Annotated in this window: 16 protein-coding genes and 1 pseudogene; 8 read left to right on the top strand and 9 right to left on the bottom strand. The window is 69.2% G+C overall.

Annotated features, from left to right (window positions below; genetic code table 11):
• Window positions 1–6 precede the first annotated feature (6 nt).
• Both AC6I9V_RS07315 and AC6I9V_RS07310 read left to right on the top strand, forming a co-directional pair.
• Window positions 7–894: a glycerophosphodiester phosphodiesterase gene (locus AC6I9V_RS07315; protein WP_497898898.1), complete on the top strand. Its 888-nt coding sequence runs from the start codon at window positions 7–9 to the stop codon at window positions 892–894.
• Window positions 895–1,002: 108 nt separating this feature from the next.
• Window positions 1,003–1,680: a DNA alkylation repair protein gene (locus AC6I9V_RS07310; RefSeq protein ID WP_497898897.1), complete on the top strand. Its 678-nt coding sequence runs from the start codon at window positions 1,003–1,005 to the stop codon at window positions 1,678–1,680.
• Between the two features lie 57 nt (window positions 1,681–1,737).
• Here the strand turns inward: AC6I9V_RS07310 and AC6I9V_RS07305 are convergent, their stop codons facing one another.
• Window positions 1,738–3,330, bottom strand: coding sequence for an ABC transporter permease (locus tag AC6I9V_RS07305; protein WP_497898896.1), 1,593 nt, complete (start codon window positions 3,328–3,330; stop codon window positions 1,738–1,740).
• The gene (locus tag AC6I9V_RS07300) at window positions 3,323–4,249 is read right to left on the bottom strand and encodes an ABC transporter ATP-binding protein (RefSeq protein ID WP_497898895.1); all 927 of its coding nucleotides are present in this window, start codon (window positions 4,247–4,249) and stop codon (window positions 3,323–3,325) included. The genes AC6I9V_RS07305 and AC6I9V_RS07300 overlap by 8 nt, the downstream gene beginning before the upstream one ends.
• Before the next feature lie 122 nt (window positions 4,250–4,371).
• Between AC6I9V_RS07300 and AC6I9V_RS07295 the strand changes: the two genes are divergently transcribed.
• The 4 genes from AC6I9V_RS07295 to AC6I9V_RS07280 all read left to right on the top strand — a co-directional run bounded on the left by AC6I9V_RS07295 (window position 4,372) and on the right by AC6I9V_RS07280 (window position 6,234).
• Window positions 4,372–4,824 carry a DoxX family protein gene (locus AC6I9V_RS07295; RefSeq protein ID WP_497898894.1) on the top strand — a complete coding sequence of 151 codons (453 nt, stop codon included), beginning with the start codon at window positions 4,372–4,374 and terminating at the stop codon, window positions 4,822–4,824.
• Complete coding sequence (locus AC6I9V_RS07290; RefSeq protein WP_497898893.1) at window positions 4,821–5,573, top strand: AzlC family ABC transporter permease; 753 nt, start codon at window positions 4,821–4,823, stop codon at window positions 5,571–5,573. The genes AC6I9V_RS07295 and AC6I9V_RS07290 overlap by 4 nt, the downstream gene beginning before the upstream one ends.
• Complete coding sequence (locus AC6I9V_RS07285) at window positions 5,570–5,881, top strand: AzlD domain-containing protein (RefSeq protein WP_497898892.1); 312 nt, start codon at window positions 5,570–5,572, stop codon at window positions 5,879–5,881. Before AC6I9V_RS07290 ends, AC6I9V_RS07285 begins: the two co-directional genes overlap by 4 nt.
• A 68-nt stretch (window positions 5,882–5,949) precedes the next feature.
• Window positions 5,950–6,234, top strand: a complete 285-nt coding sequence (locus AC6I9V_RS07280) for a hypothetical protein (protein ID WP_349413192.1) — start codon at window positions 5,950–5,952, stop codon at window positions 6,232–6,234.
• Window positions 6,235–6,285: 51 nt separating this feature from the next.
• On the opposite strand, the gene AC6I9V_RS07275 is transcribed toward AC6I9V_RS07280, so the two are convergent.
• The 3 genes and pseudogenes from AC6I9V_RS07275 to AC6I9V_RS07265 form a co-directional block, all read right to left on the bottom strand.
• Window positions 6,286–7,215 carry an NADP-dependent oxidoreductase gene (locus AC6I9V_RS07275; RefSeq protein ID WP_497898891.1) on the bottom strand — a complete coding sequence of 310 codons (930 nt, stop codon included), beginning with the start codon at window positions 7,213–7,215 and terminating at the stop codon, window positions 6,286–6,288.
• A gap of 176 nt (window positions 7,216–7,391) precedes the next feature.
• A pseudogene (locus tag AC6I9V_RS07270) lies at window positions 7,392–7,473 on the bottom strand (YkvA family protein); the annotation flags it as partial.
• A 223-nt stretch (window positions 7,474–7,696) separates the two neighbouring features.
• Window positions 7,697–8,365, bottom strand: a complete 669-nt coding sequence (locus tag AC6I9V_RS07265; RefSeq protein ID WP_349413195.1) for a TetR/AcrR family transcriptional regulator — start codon at window positions 8,363–8,365, stop codon at window positions 7,697–7,699.
• 122 nt (window positions 8,366–8,487) lie between these two features.
• On the opposite strand from AC6I9V_RS07265, the gene AC6I9V_RS07260 reads away from it, so the two are divergent.
• The gene (locus AC6I9V_RS07260; protein ID WP_497898890.1) at window positions 8,488–8,814 is read left to right on the top strand and encodes a thiamine-binding protein; all 327 of its coding nucleotides are present in this window, start codon (window positions 8,488–8,490) and stop codon (window positions 8,812–8,814) included.
• A 149-nt stretch (window positions 8,815–8,963) separates the two neighbouring features.
• Window positions 8,964–9,407 (top strand): SRPBCC family protein, encoded by a 444-nt coding sequence (locus AC6I9V_RS07255; protein WP_497898889.1) that lies wholly within the window; start codon window positions 8,964–8,966, stop codon window positions 9,405–9,407.
• A 261-nt stretch (window positions 9,408–9,668) separates the two neighbouring features.
• On the opposite strand, the gene AC6I9V_RS07250 is transcribed toward AC6I9V_RS07255, so the two are convergent.
• The 4 genes from AC6I9V_RS07250 to AC6I9V_RS07235 all read right to left on the bottom strand — a co-directional run bounded on the left by AC6I9V_RS07250 (window position 9,669) and on the right by AC6I9V_RS07235 (window position 13,780).
• Entirely contained in the window at window positions 9,669–10,904 is a 1,236-nt protein-coding gene (locus AC6I9V_RS07250; protein WP_497898888.1) for a glycosyl hydrolase, read from the bottom strand.
• Between the two features lie 149 nt (window positions 10,905–11,053).
• Complete coding sequence (locus tag AC6I9V_RS07245) at window positions 11,054–11,482, bottom strand: ATP-binding protein (protein ID WP_497898887.1); 429 nt, start codon at window positions 11,480–11,482, stop codon at window positions 11,054–11,056.
• Window positions 11,475–11,807, bottom strand: a complete 333-nt coding sequence (locus AC6I9V_RS07240) for an STAS domain-containing protein (protein ID WP_497898886.1) — start codon at window positions 11,805–11,807, stop codon at window positions 11,475–11,477. The genes AC6I9V_RS07245 and AC6I9V_RS07240 overlap by 8 nt, the downstream gene beginning before the upstream one ends.
• The gene (locus AC6I9V_RS07235) at window positions 11,798–13,780 is read right to left on the bottom strand and encodes a glycosyltransferase family 2 protein (protein ID WP_497900276.1); all 1,983 of its coding nucleotides are present in this window, start codon (window positions 13,778–13,780) and stop codon (window positions 11,798–11,800) included. The genes AC6I9V_RS07240 and AC6I9V_RS07235 overlap by 10 nt, the downstream gene beginning before the upstream one ends.
• Between the last annotated feature and the right edge of the window lie 29 nt (window positions 13,781–13,809).

The following is a 13,809-nucleotide window of genomic DNA, read 5'->3' as shown; positions in this document are numbered from 1 at the left end:
GTCAGCATGACTACCGAGGAGCCCGCCGCCGCCCGCCCGCTCGTCTACGCCCACCGGGGCGCCAGCGCAGCTTTCGCCGAGCACACCCGCGCAGCGTACCTGCAGGCCATCGCCGACGGCGCCGACGGCGTGGAATGCGACATCCACCTCACCCGCGACCAGCACCCCGTCCTGCTCCACGACGCCAATCTTGACCGCACCTCGGACGGGACCGGCCCGGTTTCGGAGCGGACCCTGGCGGAGCTGCGGCAGCTGGACTTTAGCTCGTGGAAAGGCGCCCGCATTCCCGAGGAATACGGTGCCCTCTCCGAGCAGTTCCTGACGCTCCCGGAGCTGCTGGACATCCTGCGCGGGGCCGGCCGCGAGATCGGGCTGGCGATCGAACTCAAGCACCCCAGCCCGTACCAGCTCAAGCTCGAGGACCGGGTCCTGGCCGTGCTCGAGGCCGAGGGCTGGGACCGGGCCACCTCAATGCTGGACAACATCCGGGTCTCCTTCATGAGCTTCAGCCCCGACTCGGTAAAGCACCTGCTCCAGTCCGTGCCGGCCGCCGCCATCTGCCAGCTCGTGGACGACGTGAACGTGGAGGAAATCCGGGAGGAACTGGGCCTCGGCGCGCTCACCGGTGGTGCTCTCGCCAACGTCCTGAAGGCCGCCCAGACCGAGGGCGAGCGGATCCTGGACGACTGCGAGGTGGGCCTGGCCGGACCCGGCATCTCCTACGTCCGCGGGCACGCCCGCGCCGTCCGGCGCTGGCTCGATTCAGGCCGCCGGTTCCGGGTCTGGACGGTGGACTCGGCCGACGACGTCGAACTCTGCCGGGAACTGGGCATCCAGGAGATCACCACCAACCGCCCCGCGGAGGTCCGCGCCCGGCTGCTCGCTTCGCTGTAGGGCCCCTGCCGCCGAGGACCCATGAGGTGCTCACAAAGTGCGGGGCAGGTGCCACCACGCCGGTTTCAGTCGTAGGCTGACTCTCGAAACGACGGACAGGAACCCGGAATGAACGAGACGGCTTTGACCCAGTCAGTGGCCGAGGTGATGGCAGAACTGGCCACACTCGAGGACCCGAAGGCACGCCTGGTGAACGAGAAGCACGGCGATGATCACGGGGTGAAGCTCAGCGAGCTGCGCGCCATCGCGAAGCGGTTGAAGACGCAGCAGGAGCTTGCCACCCGGCTGTGGGAAACGGGGGAGACGCCGGCGCGGCTGGTGGCGATTCTTATCTGCCGCCCGGCGGGGTTCGGGACCGACGAGCTGGATGTAATGCTGCGTGCGGCCCGCATCCCGAAGGTGCACGACTGGCTCGTGAACTATGTGGTGAAGAAGAACCCCCACAACGAAGAGCTGCGGCTGCTGTGGCTCTCCGATTCGGATCCGGTGGTCGCGAGTGCAGGCTGGGCGCTGACTACCGAGCGGGTGGCGAAGAATCCGGTTGGCCTCGACCTCGGCGGACTCCTGGACATCATTGAGGCGCAGATGAAAGATGCCCCGGACCGCCTGCAGTGGGCGATGAACCACTGCTTGGCCCAGATCGGAATCGAGCACGCCGAGCACCGCGCCCGCGCCATCGACATCGGTGAGCGCCTCGGCGTACTCAAGGACTATCCGACTCCGCCCGGCTGCACGTCGCCGTTCGCGCCCACCTGGATCACCGAGATGGTGCGCCGGGCGGGCTGAGATCTCGCGCGCCACCGGACGGGGCGTCCGAATCGTTGGGCTGTTGCGCGTGTCCGGCTACGCGGCCAGATCGCGGCGGCGCCAGCCGAGGTAGCCCAGCGCGGCCAGTCCTGCGGCGGCGGCGGTCAGTCCCACCAGCGCAGGCACCGCGTCGGCGCCAACCGGCAGCAGCGGCGAATGCCGGAACGGGGAGAGGTCCATCAGCCATCCGGGGGCATTCCACAGCACGCCAAACTCTCCCAGCGCCACGAAGGCCAGAAGCACGCCCCAGACCGCCCCCGCCAGCCGGGGCACCCAGCCAAACACCGCCAGCGCCACGCCGGCGAGCACCCACGCCGCGGGGATCTGCGCGAGCGAGGCGACGGTGGACCGGCCCACCAGCCCCGGGTCCTGCATCGTCGCGGCGGCGCCGGCGCCGATCGACACCCCGGCCAGCGCCATCAGCACCGCCATCCCCGCCAGCGCGAAGGCAAAGTGGCTGCTGGCCCAGCGGATGCGCGTCGTGGCCGTCCCCAGCAGGGCTTCGGTGTGGCCCGCCGCTTCCTCGCCGCGCAGATGATTCACTGCCGACACACCGTACGCCGCGGCGAGCAGGCCCATGATGCTGATCTCAGCGGCCAGGAAGGCGTCCTGCAGCGCTGAGGTGCCCCCGATCTGCTTGATCAGGTCCTGGGCGTTGGGGGAACTCAGCATCTGCTCAACGTTGCCGACCAAGGACCCGATGACGATCCCGAAGACGACAAACGCCACGGCCCACGCAAGCCACACCCGGTGCTGCAAGCGCACCGCCAGGGCCCAGACCCCGGTGACCGAACCCACCGCGGGACCCGGCCGCTCGTCGCGCAGCCCGGCGCCCAGATCCCGGCGGGACCGGAGGCCAAACGCGGCCGGGATCAGAAGGACACAAAGTGCCAGCGGCAGCGCCAGCACCCACCAGTGGTCCCCGGCGAACGCCCGGATCTGTTGGTTCCAGCCGATGGGCGAGAGCCAGGACAGCACCGAGGGCCCCGGTTCGGCCAGGTCCCCGACGGCTCGCAGCCCGTAGGTGACCGCGATGACGCCGACGCTCAGCCCGGTGGCGGCGCGGGCGCTCGCGGTCAGCTGCGCCGCGACGCCGGCCACGGCACTGAACGCCATCCCGGTGGCGGCCCAGCCGAGGCCGAAGGCCAGCGACCCGGCAGCGGGGAGCCCGCCGGCGGCCAGCGCGGCGGCCGAGAGGAGCCCCACGCCCAGGCTTGCGCCGAAGCCGATGCTGAGGGCGGCCGCCAGTGCCGCGTCGCGTCCCAGCCGGCCGCCTCCGAGCAACTCCAGGCGTCCGCTTTCCTCATCGGCCCGGGTGTGCCGGATGATCAGGATGACCATCAAGACCGCGAGGATGGCGGTCATAAACGCGGTGTACTTGATCAGCGACAGCGCCCCGAGGGAGGCCGGATCGTAAATGCGCCCGAACATCGCCACCATCGCGGCGGTGGCATTCAGGGCGTTGGCGGCTTCAATGCGGCTGCCGACGTCCGGGTAGAGGTCCGCGCCGGCCAGCGCCGTCGAATAGGCCACGACGGCGAAGCCGAGCACCCACACCGGCAGCAGCCAGCGGTCCCGCCGCAGCCCCAGCCGGAGGAGGATCCCGGTGCCGGCCAGGGTCTCAGGCATGGCCGGCCCCAGCCGTAACGGAGCCTCCGGCGCCGTCGCCGGAACCATAGTGCCGCAGGAACAGGTCCTCCAGCGTCGGCGGCTGGCTGGTGAGCGAGCGCAGCCCGGCCGAGGTCAGGGCCTGCAGGAAAGGCCCCAGCGCCGAGGGATCCACCTGGGCGCTGACCCGGTGGTTGGCGACCACCACATCGTGCACTCCAGGCAGCAGCTCCAGCCCGTCCGGCACGGCGCCGACGTCGGCCGTGACGGATGTGCGGGACAGGTGCCGCAACTGCTCCAGCGGGCCGGTCTCCACCACCCGGCCGGCCCTGATGATGCTGACCCTGTCCGAGAGCGCTTCGGCTTCGCTGAGGATGTGGCTGCTGAGCAGCACCGTGCGCCCCTGCGCCCGCAGGTCCCGGACGCAGCCGCGGAAGGCGTCCTCCATCAGCGGATCCAGCCCGCTGGTGGGCTCGTCCAGCAGGAACAACTCCGCGTCGGTGGCCAGGGCGGCGACCAGCGCCACCTTCTGCCGGTTGCCCTTGGAATAGGTGCGGGCCTTTTTGGTGGGATCCAGCTCGAACAGCTCCAGCAGCCGATCCCGCCGTGCCCGGTCCTGGCCGCCCTGCAGCCTGCCGAGGAGCTCGATCACCTCGCCGCCGGTCAGGTTGGGCCACAAGGACACGTCGCCGGGTACGTACGCCAGCCGGCGGTGCAGCGTCGCGACGTCGCGCCAGGGATCGAGTCCAAGCACCCGGATGGATCCGGCATTGGTCCGCAGCATGCCCAGCAGCAACCGCAGCGTGGTGGACTTGCCGGACCCGTTGGGACCCAGGAAGCCGTGCACCTCGCCGGCGGCCACCTCGAAGTCCAGGCCGTTGAGGGCGGTCACGGCCCCGAACCGCTTCACGACGCCGGTCATCTCCACGACACTGCTCATAGTCACCAAGGTACTCCCGGGCGGCCCTGGCGGACCCCTGCGGAAAGTCCTGTTTTCGCAGGCCGCACCGCAGGTTACGGCTCCGGTTACCGGCCGCTCCGCCGCTGTGGTTGCATGGTTCCATGCCTTTTCGCTGGTCCCCCCAGGCAACCCAGACGCTCTCCGCGGCCGCCCTGGCCGGACTGCTGCTGGCCAGCGCGGCAAAACACTTCCGCGACCCCGGCTTTTTCGCCCCGGTGGTCCCGGACTACCTGTGCCGCGATGACTCCGGCAGCCGGCGCAACGGGCCCCTCGCCGTGCTGTCCCGCGAGGAATGGATCGCGGCGAGCGGCCTGCTGGAGGCCGGCGCCGGCGTCGGACTGCTGATCCCGCAGACCCGCCGCGCGGCCGCGGGCGGGATCACCGTCCTGTTCACCGCCTTCCTCGCCGGGCACCTGCACGTGCTCCGCACGGCCTACGGGCCCGCCGGCACACCGGTACAGCGGCGCGTCCACAGCCTGCGCCTGCCGCTGCAGGCCCCGCTGATCGTGTGGGCCTGGAGCCTGTCCCGGCGCGCCCCGAAGCGCCTCCGGTGAGGCTGGCACAGTCCCCGGCCGTCCGGGTGGGGCTCTCCATCAGCATCGCCACCGGCCTCTACGGCGTGTCCTTCGGGGCACTGTCGGTGACCTCCGGGCTCGACTTCTGGCAGACCATGGCGCTGAGCCTGCTGCTCTTCAGCGGCGGCTCGCAGTTCGCCTTTATCGGCGTCGTGGCCGGCGGCGGCTCGGGGATCGCGGCGATGAGCGCAGCCACCCTGTTGGGCATGCGCAACGGCATCTACGGCATGCAGCTCAACGCGCTGCTCCAGCCACGGGGCTGGCGCCGGTTCGCCGCGGCGCACGTGACCATCGACGAATCGACGGCCACCAGCACCGGCCAGACCGACCCGGCGGAGCAGCGCCGGGGCTTCTGGACGGCCGGGGTCGGCATCTTTGTGCTGTGGAACCTCTTCACCTCCGTGGGGGCGCTGGCCGGGTCCGCCCTCGGCGACCCGAAGCAGTGGGGGCTCGACGGCGCGGCGGTGGCGGCGTTTCTTGGTCTGTTGTGGCCGCGGCTCAAGGGCCGTGAACCGGTCGCGATCGCCGTCGTCTGCGCCCTGACCACGGTCCTGGCTGTGCCCTTGGTGCCGGCCGGGGTGCCGATCCTGGTGGCCGCGGCCGTGGCGGCGGTGGTGGGATGGTTCAGCCATGGGCGCACGGATGAGGGCCTGGAACCGGACGTGGACCCTTATGCGGACCAACACCGCGGCCATAAAAGCCGCCGCAGCCCGGGGGAGGCCTCATGACGCTCTGGCTGTGGCTGCTGCTCTCCTGCGTGCTGGCCTACGCCTGGAAGCTGGTGGGGTACCTCGTTCCGGCCAGCCTGCTGCGCAATCCCCGGATGTCCCGGATCGCCGGGACCATGACCATCGGGCTGCTGGCGTCGCTGACGGTCCTGAACACGGTGGCGTCCGGGCAGTCACTGGCGCTGGACGCCCGGCTCGGCGCCCTCGCCGCGGCGGCCGTCGCGCTGTGGTTCCGGGCGCCGTTCCTGGTGGTGGTCCTGGCCGGGGCGGGCGCGGCGGCCGGGCTGCGGCTGCTCGGCTGGAACTAATGCGCGGCGGGCCGTTCAACGGTCTTTAGCCCTTAGCGCGCCGGGACGTCCGATGGGAGTATTGAAAGATGACCCACAATGATGCTCCGAACAGCGCTGCGCCCGATCCGGCGGCCCCTGACGCGGCGACCCCGGACTCGACGCCGGACTCGACTCCGGACGCCGCCAAGGCGCACCACTCCAAGCCGCACGAACACTTCGTTTCCCCCGGCACCGAGTCCACCCGGGAGTTGCGCGAGATGGCCCGGCGCCGCCGCGAGTCCGAAGAGAAACTGCAGCAGCATCTGCAGGAGGCGGCCCAGCACGTTCATGAAGCCAAGGAAAAGCCGGCAGAAGAACAAGGCGGCAGCTGAACGGTTCAGGCCCAGCCGTTGCGGGCGGCCAGACCGGCCGCCCGCCGGGCGTCAGGCGTCGCCGTCGACCTTAACCACAATCTTGCCGCGCGTGTGCCCACCCATATTGAGCCGGAAGGCATCGGCGGCCCGCGCCAGCGGGAAGTTGTCCGCCACTTCCACCCGAAGCCCGCGCTCGTCGACCATTTTGGCGAGCTCCTGCAGGTCGGCCCCCACCGGATTGACCCAAATCCAGGTGCCGCCGTGCTCCTCCACCTCGCTGTCCGCGATGGAGGCGTGCCGGCCGCCGGATGCCAGGACAGCCAGCGTGGCTTCCAGGTTCCCGCCGACGAAGTCCGCCACAACGTCGACGCCTTCGGGGCGGAGGGCGCGAACCCGGTCCGCGAGGCCTTCCCCGTAGCTGACCGGCTCGGCCCCGAGGGAGCGGAGGAAATCGTGGTTCTTCTCCGAGGCGGTCGCGATCACCCGGGCGCCGAGGGCGGCCGCAATCTGGATGCCCAGGGATCCGACGCCGCCGGCGCCGCCGTGGATGAGCACCGTCTCGCCGGCCGCGAGGCCGAGGCGGGTGAGGACCTGGTAAGCCGTCAGGCCCGCCAGCGGAAGGCCGGCGGCTTCGTTCCAGCCCAGGGACGCGGGCTTGCGCGCCACGAGCCGTTCCGGCAGGGCGATGTACTCGGCGAAGCTGCCGCCGTGGACGTAGTCTTTGCGGCCGTAGGAGATGACTTCATCGCCGGGCTTGAAGTGCGGAGCGTCGATGCCCACCGACTCGACGACGCCGGCCACGTCCCACCCGGGGATCGCCGGGAACTCCAGATCCATGGCGGCATCCAGGTAGCCGGCCATGATCTTCCAGTCCACCGGGTTCACCGCTGCTGCTTTGACCTTGACCAGGACCATGCCCGGCCCGACCTTCGGCAGGGGCTGCTCCGTCAACTCGAGGACGTCCGGGCTGCCGTATTCGCTGTAGGTGATTGCCTTCATGCAAGCGTCAACGGCTGCTTCGCGGGCGCTATTCCGCAGGGCGTCCGAGCGTGGGGCAGCTCACCGGGCGGCGCCGAGGCCCGCCAGCTTCAGGATCAGCCCCAGCCCCTCGGGGGTGCCGGGCCAGTGCCGCGCCACGGCCTCCTCGCCCGCCCGGGCAACCACGGAGCGCAGCACCAAGGCGACGATGACGACGTCGTCGGCGTAGCCGATCACCGGCAGGAAGTCGGGGACGAGGTCGATCGGGGAGAGCAGGTAGGCAAGCAGGAGGGCCAGCCGGATGCGCACCCCCGCCGCGACGGTGCGGTCGGCGATCAGCCGCCGGATCAGCCGGAGCAGATCCGGCAGCAGCCGCAGGGCGTCTTTCATGGTGACCGTCTCGGGGTGGCGCCGGGCGTAGCCCCACAGCAGCACCAGCAGGGCGGCGTAGACCAGCAACAGGCCACCGATCACGCCGGCCACGGTTTCCCATGTCATGGGATCAACGGTACGTGGTCCCGGAGGTTTTGCCGTAGCCGACGCCGAACGCGGTGCCGTACACGGTTCCCGGCAGCAGCGACTGGGGTGGAAGCGGCCGGTCGGGCCGTTCGTCTCGGATGGCGTCTTCGAGCAGGGCCACCGGGCGGCGCCAGGCGTCCGAGCCGGCTTCCATGGTGTCCACCACGCCGATCAGCATGGCCAGCAGCCGGATCATGTCGGTCATGGAGATGTCGCTGCGCAGCGTGCCTTGGCCCTGGCCGCGGCCCAACAGCACGGCCATCGACTCAATCAGGTCCCCGGTGATGCCGGTGAGCACACCGCGGCGGCCAGCCACCGCGCCGAGGAGGTTGGCTTCGTCGCTGGCAACCCCCATCAGGGCGTCGACCACCCGGAATAGACCCTCCGCGGCGTCCTTGCCGGCCAGGGCCTCTTCGATGACCGGGTTGACCCGCAGTTTTAGCTGCTGGTGCAGGGCCGCCAGGACCAGTTCCTCTTTGTCGGCGAAGTTCCGGAACAGCGTGGCGGGCCCCACCCCGGCGGTGACGGCGATGGTCTGCAGGGGGACCTCGGGGCCGTGTTCACGGAAGCACTGGCGGGCCGCGGCAATGATCTTGTTGACGTTGCGCGCGGCGTCCGCACGGAGCGGCCTGCGGTCTACTCCCCGGTTCATTTGCTCAGGGTAGCAACGCGGAGGTGGAGGAAACCTGTTACCGGCCGGTACGCCCCTTTGTGACGTGTCGGACCGCGGATCTGACCCGGCGCGGGCTCCTTCGGGCGTGGCAAACTGGAGCCATGTTGCTTGCATTTTCTGTCTCCCCTTCCGGCCGGCCCGCGGGTGCTCCGGCCGGCTCCGACGCCGACGACGCCTCGGTCCACGACGCCGTCGCCGAGGCCGTGCGGATCGTCCGGGAATCCGGGCTGCCGAACCGGACGGACTCCATGTTCACCACCATCGAGGGGGAGTGGGACGAGGTGTTCGACGTCGTGAAGCGGGCCACCGAGGCCGTGGGCCGCTTCGGCAGCCGCGTCTCCCTGGTCATCAAGGCCGACATCCGCCCCGGCTACACCGGCGAACTGACCGGCAAGCTGGACCGGCTGGAGAAAGCCCTGGGCGAGTAGCCCGGCGTCTGAGTTTGCTCCGGACCGCGGTGTGGTCCCCTGCAATGCCTGGGCCGGCCGGGCCCTTCTCCTCTAGAGCCCTTCATGCCACCTGCCTAGCGTCGGAGTACGAAGACGGGAGACCGTCCATATTGAGGGAGTTTAGAGCCGTGGCCACACTGACACGCAGCATCACGATCGACGTCCCGGTCGACACAGTGTTCGACTTCGCGTTGGACATCAGGCACCTGTGGAAAATGAAGGACGTCGAGGTGACGGATGTCGACATCAAGCCTGAAGGCGTCGGCACTTCGGCCCGTCTGAACACGCATCTCCTGGGCTTCCGCCTGGCGGGCGGCGTCGAGTACACCGAGGTCGTCCCGGGTCAGCGTATCGTCGCGCAGGTCCACTTCTTCGCGGAGAAGCCGACCTGGAGGTTCACGTTCGAACCCGCCGGAGGCGGCACCAAGGTAGTCGCAGAGGCCGAGTGGGACGTGAAGGTCCCGCTCGTGGGGGAGCCAATCGAGAGAATGATGGTGAAGGAACACGAGCCCTACGTGGAGGCGATGCTTGCCGAGCTCAAGGCACAAGTGGAGGCCAAGACCTCCGCTTGATGCCGCGTGGCCGCCGGGGCGTCCCGCTTGGGGATCCCCAAACTGGGACGTCCTTCCGGGGCATCGCCAACGGGCACGACTTTCACCAACGGACCTGAGGGCCGCGAACCGTCCGCTCACCGGCACCGGCGGCGCCTGGTACGCCTTCGCCGATTTACCGGCCGGGGAACTTCTGCCCGGCCAGACCATCAGCCTCTTCCTGGACAAGCCCATTAACCAGTAAGCCCTCCTGACGGCAAGCTGGACCGGCTGGAAGCGGTTCTAGGCGACTGACCGAGGGCGCGCCGCCAGGGCATCGGCCAGGGCAGTGGCGGAGCTCGCGCTGCTGTTGATCCGCCAGTCCGTTTCCTTGTTGAAGTTAAACCAAACCACGGCCGTGATGTCCGGCTGCGCTGATAGATAGCTGATCAGCGCGGTGTTCCACGCGGCTTTGGAGCCGCCCTGTTCCGCGGACGCCGTCTCGGCCACGAGGATGTTCTTGCCCGGGGCGAGCCGTCGCAATTCGGCGAAGCCGGAGCCGAAGAGCTCCTGCGGTGAGGTCCAGGCGCTCGTCGCCGTCGAGGTTCCCCAGTTGTACCCGTCGAGTGCCACCGCATCCACGTATGCCGGGCCGGGGTATAACCCGTCGAGGGAGGTGGACCCCGGATAGGGGACGTTGGGGCTCCAGACCCAGGTGACGTTGGATGCGCCGGTGGCGGCGACGACGTCGTGGACGTGCCGCCACGCGGCCACGTAGTCCCCGGAGCCATTGCCGTTGACCCCCTCCGACCACGGGTACCAGTTTCCGTTCATCTCGTGCCCGAAGCGCACCATCACCGGGTGTCCCCAGGCTGCCAGGGCCTGGCCCCACTGCCGCAGATAGGCATCGAAGTTCCCGGTGGCAATGCGATCCAGGGCAAAGGCCGGCTGCTCGGTCCCGCCGCCCCAGGCCCAGGGTTCCCAGGTCAGCAGGCTTACGGCGCCGCGGCCGCGGACCGCGTCCAGCTCGGTGATGGGCGCTGGCTGGTTGAAATCCTTGTAGGACAAAATGACCGACGGCGATTCGCCGGCAAGGTAGGCGGCCTCGTCCAGTTCGGACGCGGCCAGCGGGCCGCCCGGGGTGCCGACGCCGAATCGCAGCGGCGAGGCGCTGATCGGTGGCGGGCCGGTTTCCCCCGCCGGCGCGGAAGCCACGATGGTGAAGGTTGCCGACGCCTTGACGGATGCGGAGACTGCCTGGACGTCCAGGAACGGGGCGGAGGTCTGGGGGATGACCACCGCCGCACTGAAGTAGCCCGAGGCGCTGGCCTTGAACACGGCCGAATTGACCCCTGCGGTGAGCGTCCCGGTGCCCTTCTTGGGGAAGCCGGATCCGGTCACTGTGACCACGGTCCCCGCCACTCCCGTGGCCGGGCTGAGGCTGATCGACGCGGCGGCGGCTTGTGCTGGTACGGCCCCGAGCGTGAGTCCCAGCGCGACAAGGGCCAAAACGCCGGCCACGCTTCTCAGCAGCTTCATCGGAACTCCTAAAGCGGGCCCGGCATAGCGGGGCATCCTGACGGGACCCGGCCTCCCTAGGGAACCCGTCATCTCCATTCTCCGCAAGGACCGGGCCGGACCGGAAGCCAAAAGAGGCAGGGGTTCCCTAGGATTGTCGAAGGTTTGGCTCAGTCGTGCAGCGGAGACCGTGACAGGATCCAGGTGTTGGTCCCGTCCTGCCGTTTGAAGGTCACGGTGGTGACCAAGGCCCGGATGAGGGCGAGCCCGCGCCCGGATTCGGCTTCCTCGTCAGGCATGGCGGCGTCCGTGTCGATGGGGTCCGGGCAGGCGGCACCGAAGGCGCTGACCCGGGCCTCCAGCCTGACGGGCGTGACGCTGATATCCACCCCGAGTTCCACCGGCTTGGTGGACTCGGGAACAGCGTGCTGGACCACATTGCTGGCAGCCTCGATGACCGCCGTGGCGAACGTCATGCGGTCCATGTCCGGGACGAAGGCCGCGTCAACCCACAGCTCATCGAGTTCGGCATGGACGTCCTCGATGGCTTCCGGAAGTGCCGCCTGGCGAAGCGTCCGCCGGGCCAGGATGTCAGTCATCCCCAAAGGCTTCGGCTGCGGAGGGGTACGAGGTCAGGATCTTGTCCATGCTGGTGAGCCCCAGGACCATTTGGACCTGCGGCTGGACGGCGGCGATCCGGAGATCGCCGCCTGCTTGCCGGGCAGCCTTCAGGCAGCCAATAAGCGCTCCCAGGCCGGAAGAGTCCATAAAGGAGGTCTCGGCCAGATTGATCACGATCCGGGCGGAGCCCGATGCGACAACGTCCGCGACCATTTCGCGGAGTTTCGGCGCTGACACCATGTTGAGCCGGCCGACCGCGGAAACTTCGGCGTAGCTGTCGTTCACTTCATAGCTCAGGTCCACGGGCGGGCCCTTTCAGAGGAGGTCTCGGTGCTGCTGGCGGCCCCTTCGCCGGCCGGGTAGCCGCGGTAGAGCACGGCCCGGACCAGGACGCTCATGACAACCAGGTCAAACACCACCCAGAATACGTTGACGAGGGTGCCGACGGGTTCGGACATTCCGGCCGCCAGCCGCCCAATCCCCACCACAGCAGCGAGGAACAAGGCCACGGACACGGCGAGCTGCGGGCGGATCAGGCTCCAGCGTGGCCCTCCGGACTGGCGGTCCTTTGGGGTTACGGCAAAGCCGAGGGGCCGTCCGAACCAGACGTTCCGCGCCGCCGTCGTGCATGCCTTGATCCAGGTGGGGAACAGGGCAAGGCTGTATTGCTGCCCCCGCCAGGTGGGGATACCCCTGCCGGCAACGGCAAAGAGGAGCTGGTTGACCACCATGAACGGGATGAAGCGGAGGAAGAAGTCCGCGCTGAGGCTGGTGACGGGCAGGATGCCGAAGAGCAGGTAGATGATAGGAGCGGCGAAATAGACGACGGCGGCGAAACCGCTGAGGTAGGTCCACATGGTCGCGAAGTACATCAGCCGCTGGCCCAGCTTCAATCCCCGCTGGAACAGGGGGTTCTCGCGCAGGAACACCTGGATCGTGCCCTGGGCCCAGCGGAGCCGCTGGGTCAACATAGTGCCGATGTCCTCGGGGGCCAGCCCGTGGGCCAGAACCTCGTGGTGGTAGACGCTCTGCCAGCCCATGGCATGCATCCGCATGGAGGTCGCCATGTCCTCCGTTACGGAAATGGTGGCGAGCGGCATCACCGGCTGGGCCTCGTCGGTCCGTTCCACCGACAACGCGTCCAGTACGGCCTGGACCGACTCGATGGCCCCGAGGGGGGACCAGTCGCGGGCCGCGAGCCGTTGGACGGCGTCGTCGGTCACCACCGGCACGCCGGCTTCGCCGACCTCCACGGGCGACAGCGCGGCAATCTCTTCCAGGTCGGCCTGCAGGGCGGACACGTCGGCCAGCACCAGCGCCTGGACCGCCTGGTCCACCCGCAGCCGCGCGCGGTACGTGATCTCGCTCAGGGAGTCGCCGGCGTCGAGCCTGCGGCGTGCTTCCAGGGTTGCCGCTTCGACTTCGTCGAGGGTCTGCTGCAGGAGGGCAGGCCCGCCGGCGGCTGCTTTCCGGGCCTTGCGGATGGCGGCCTGGGACGCACTGAGCGCGCGCCGAATGCTCTTTTCGGTTTCCCTGACGTATCCGACCAGGCCCAGTTGCATCAGGGCTTCCCGGCGGAGAACGGCGTTGGAACCGCAGAAGAAGGCGGCGTTCCAGCCGTCCTTGCCCTGCTGGATGGGGCCGTAGAACAGAGGGGCCTGGCTGCCCAGGGGATCGTCCGCCGGGACATTGCTGAAGTACTGGGGCGTCTGGACGAGGGAGACTTTGCGGTTGTTGAAGTAGCCCAGTGTCTTATCCAGAATGTCCGGTTCAGGAATCTGGTCCGCGTCGAGGATCAGCAGGAACTCGCCCTCGGTCAGCATGAGCGCATTGTTGAGGTTTCCGGCTTTTGCGTGCCGGGGCATCCCGCTCCACGCCGCGCCGCGGGTCACGTAGCCCAGGCCGTTCGCCGCGGCCAGGTCCCGGAGTTCCGGCCGGTCCCCGTCGTCCAGGATCCAGGTGCTGTGCGGGTGGCGGATTTTTTGGGCGGCCAGGGCCGTCGTCATCACCAGGTCCAAGGGCTCGTTGTACGTTGTGATGAAGACGTCCACGGTGGCGTTCGCGGGCGCCGGGGCCGGGGCCGTGCGGGTCTTGAGCCGCCAGACGGTCATGCCGAAGAGCAGCACATCGATCAGGCTGTAGGTTTCGGCGGCGACCAGGGGCACAGCAATCCACCAGGCGTCCCAGTTGAGGGACGCCAGCCAGCGCCAGGCGACGTAGTTGACTCCGGCGAGCAGTGTCAGCACCACGAGGAGCCGGACCCAGACCGGGTTCAGGCCCGGACGGTGGTCAAGGCCATGTGCGC

This window comes from Arthrobacter sp. SlRoot2-15, assembly GCF_059739345.1.
The sequence above is the reverse complement of the archived record's forward strand: the minus strand, read 5'-3'. Positions and strand labels throughout refer to the sequence as shown.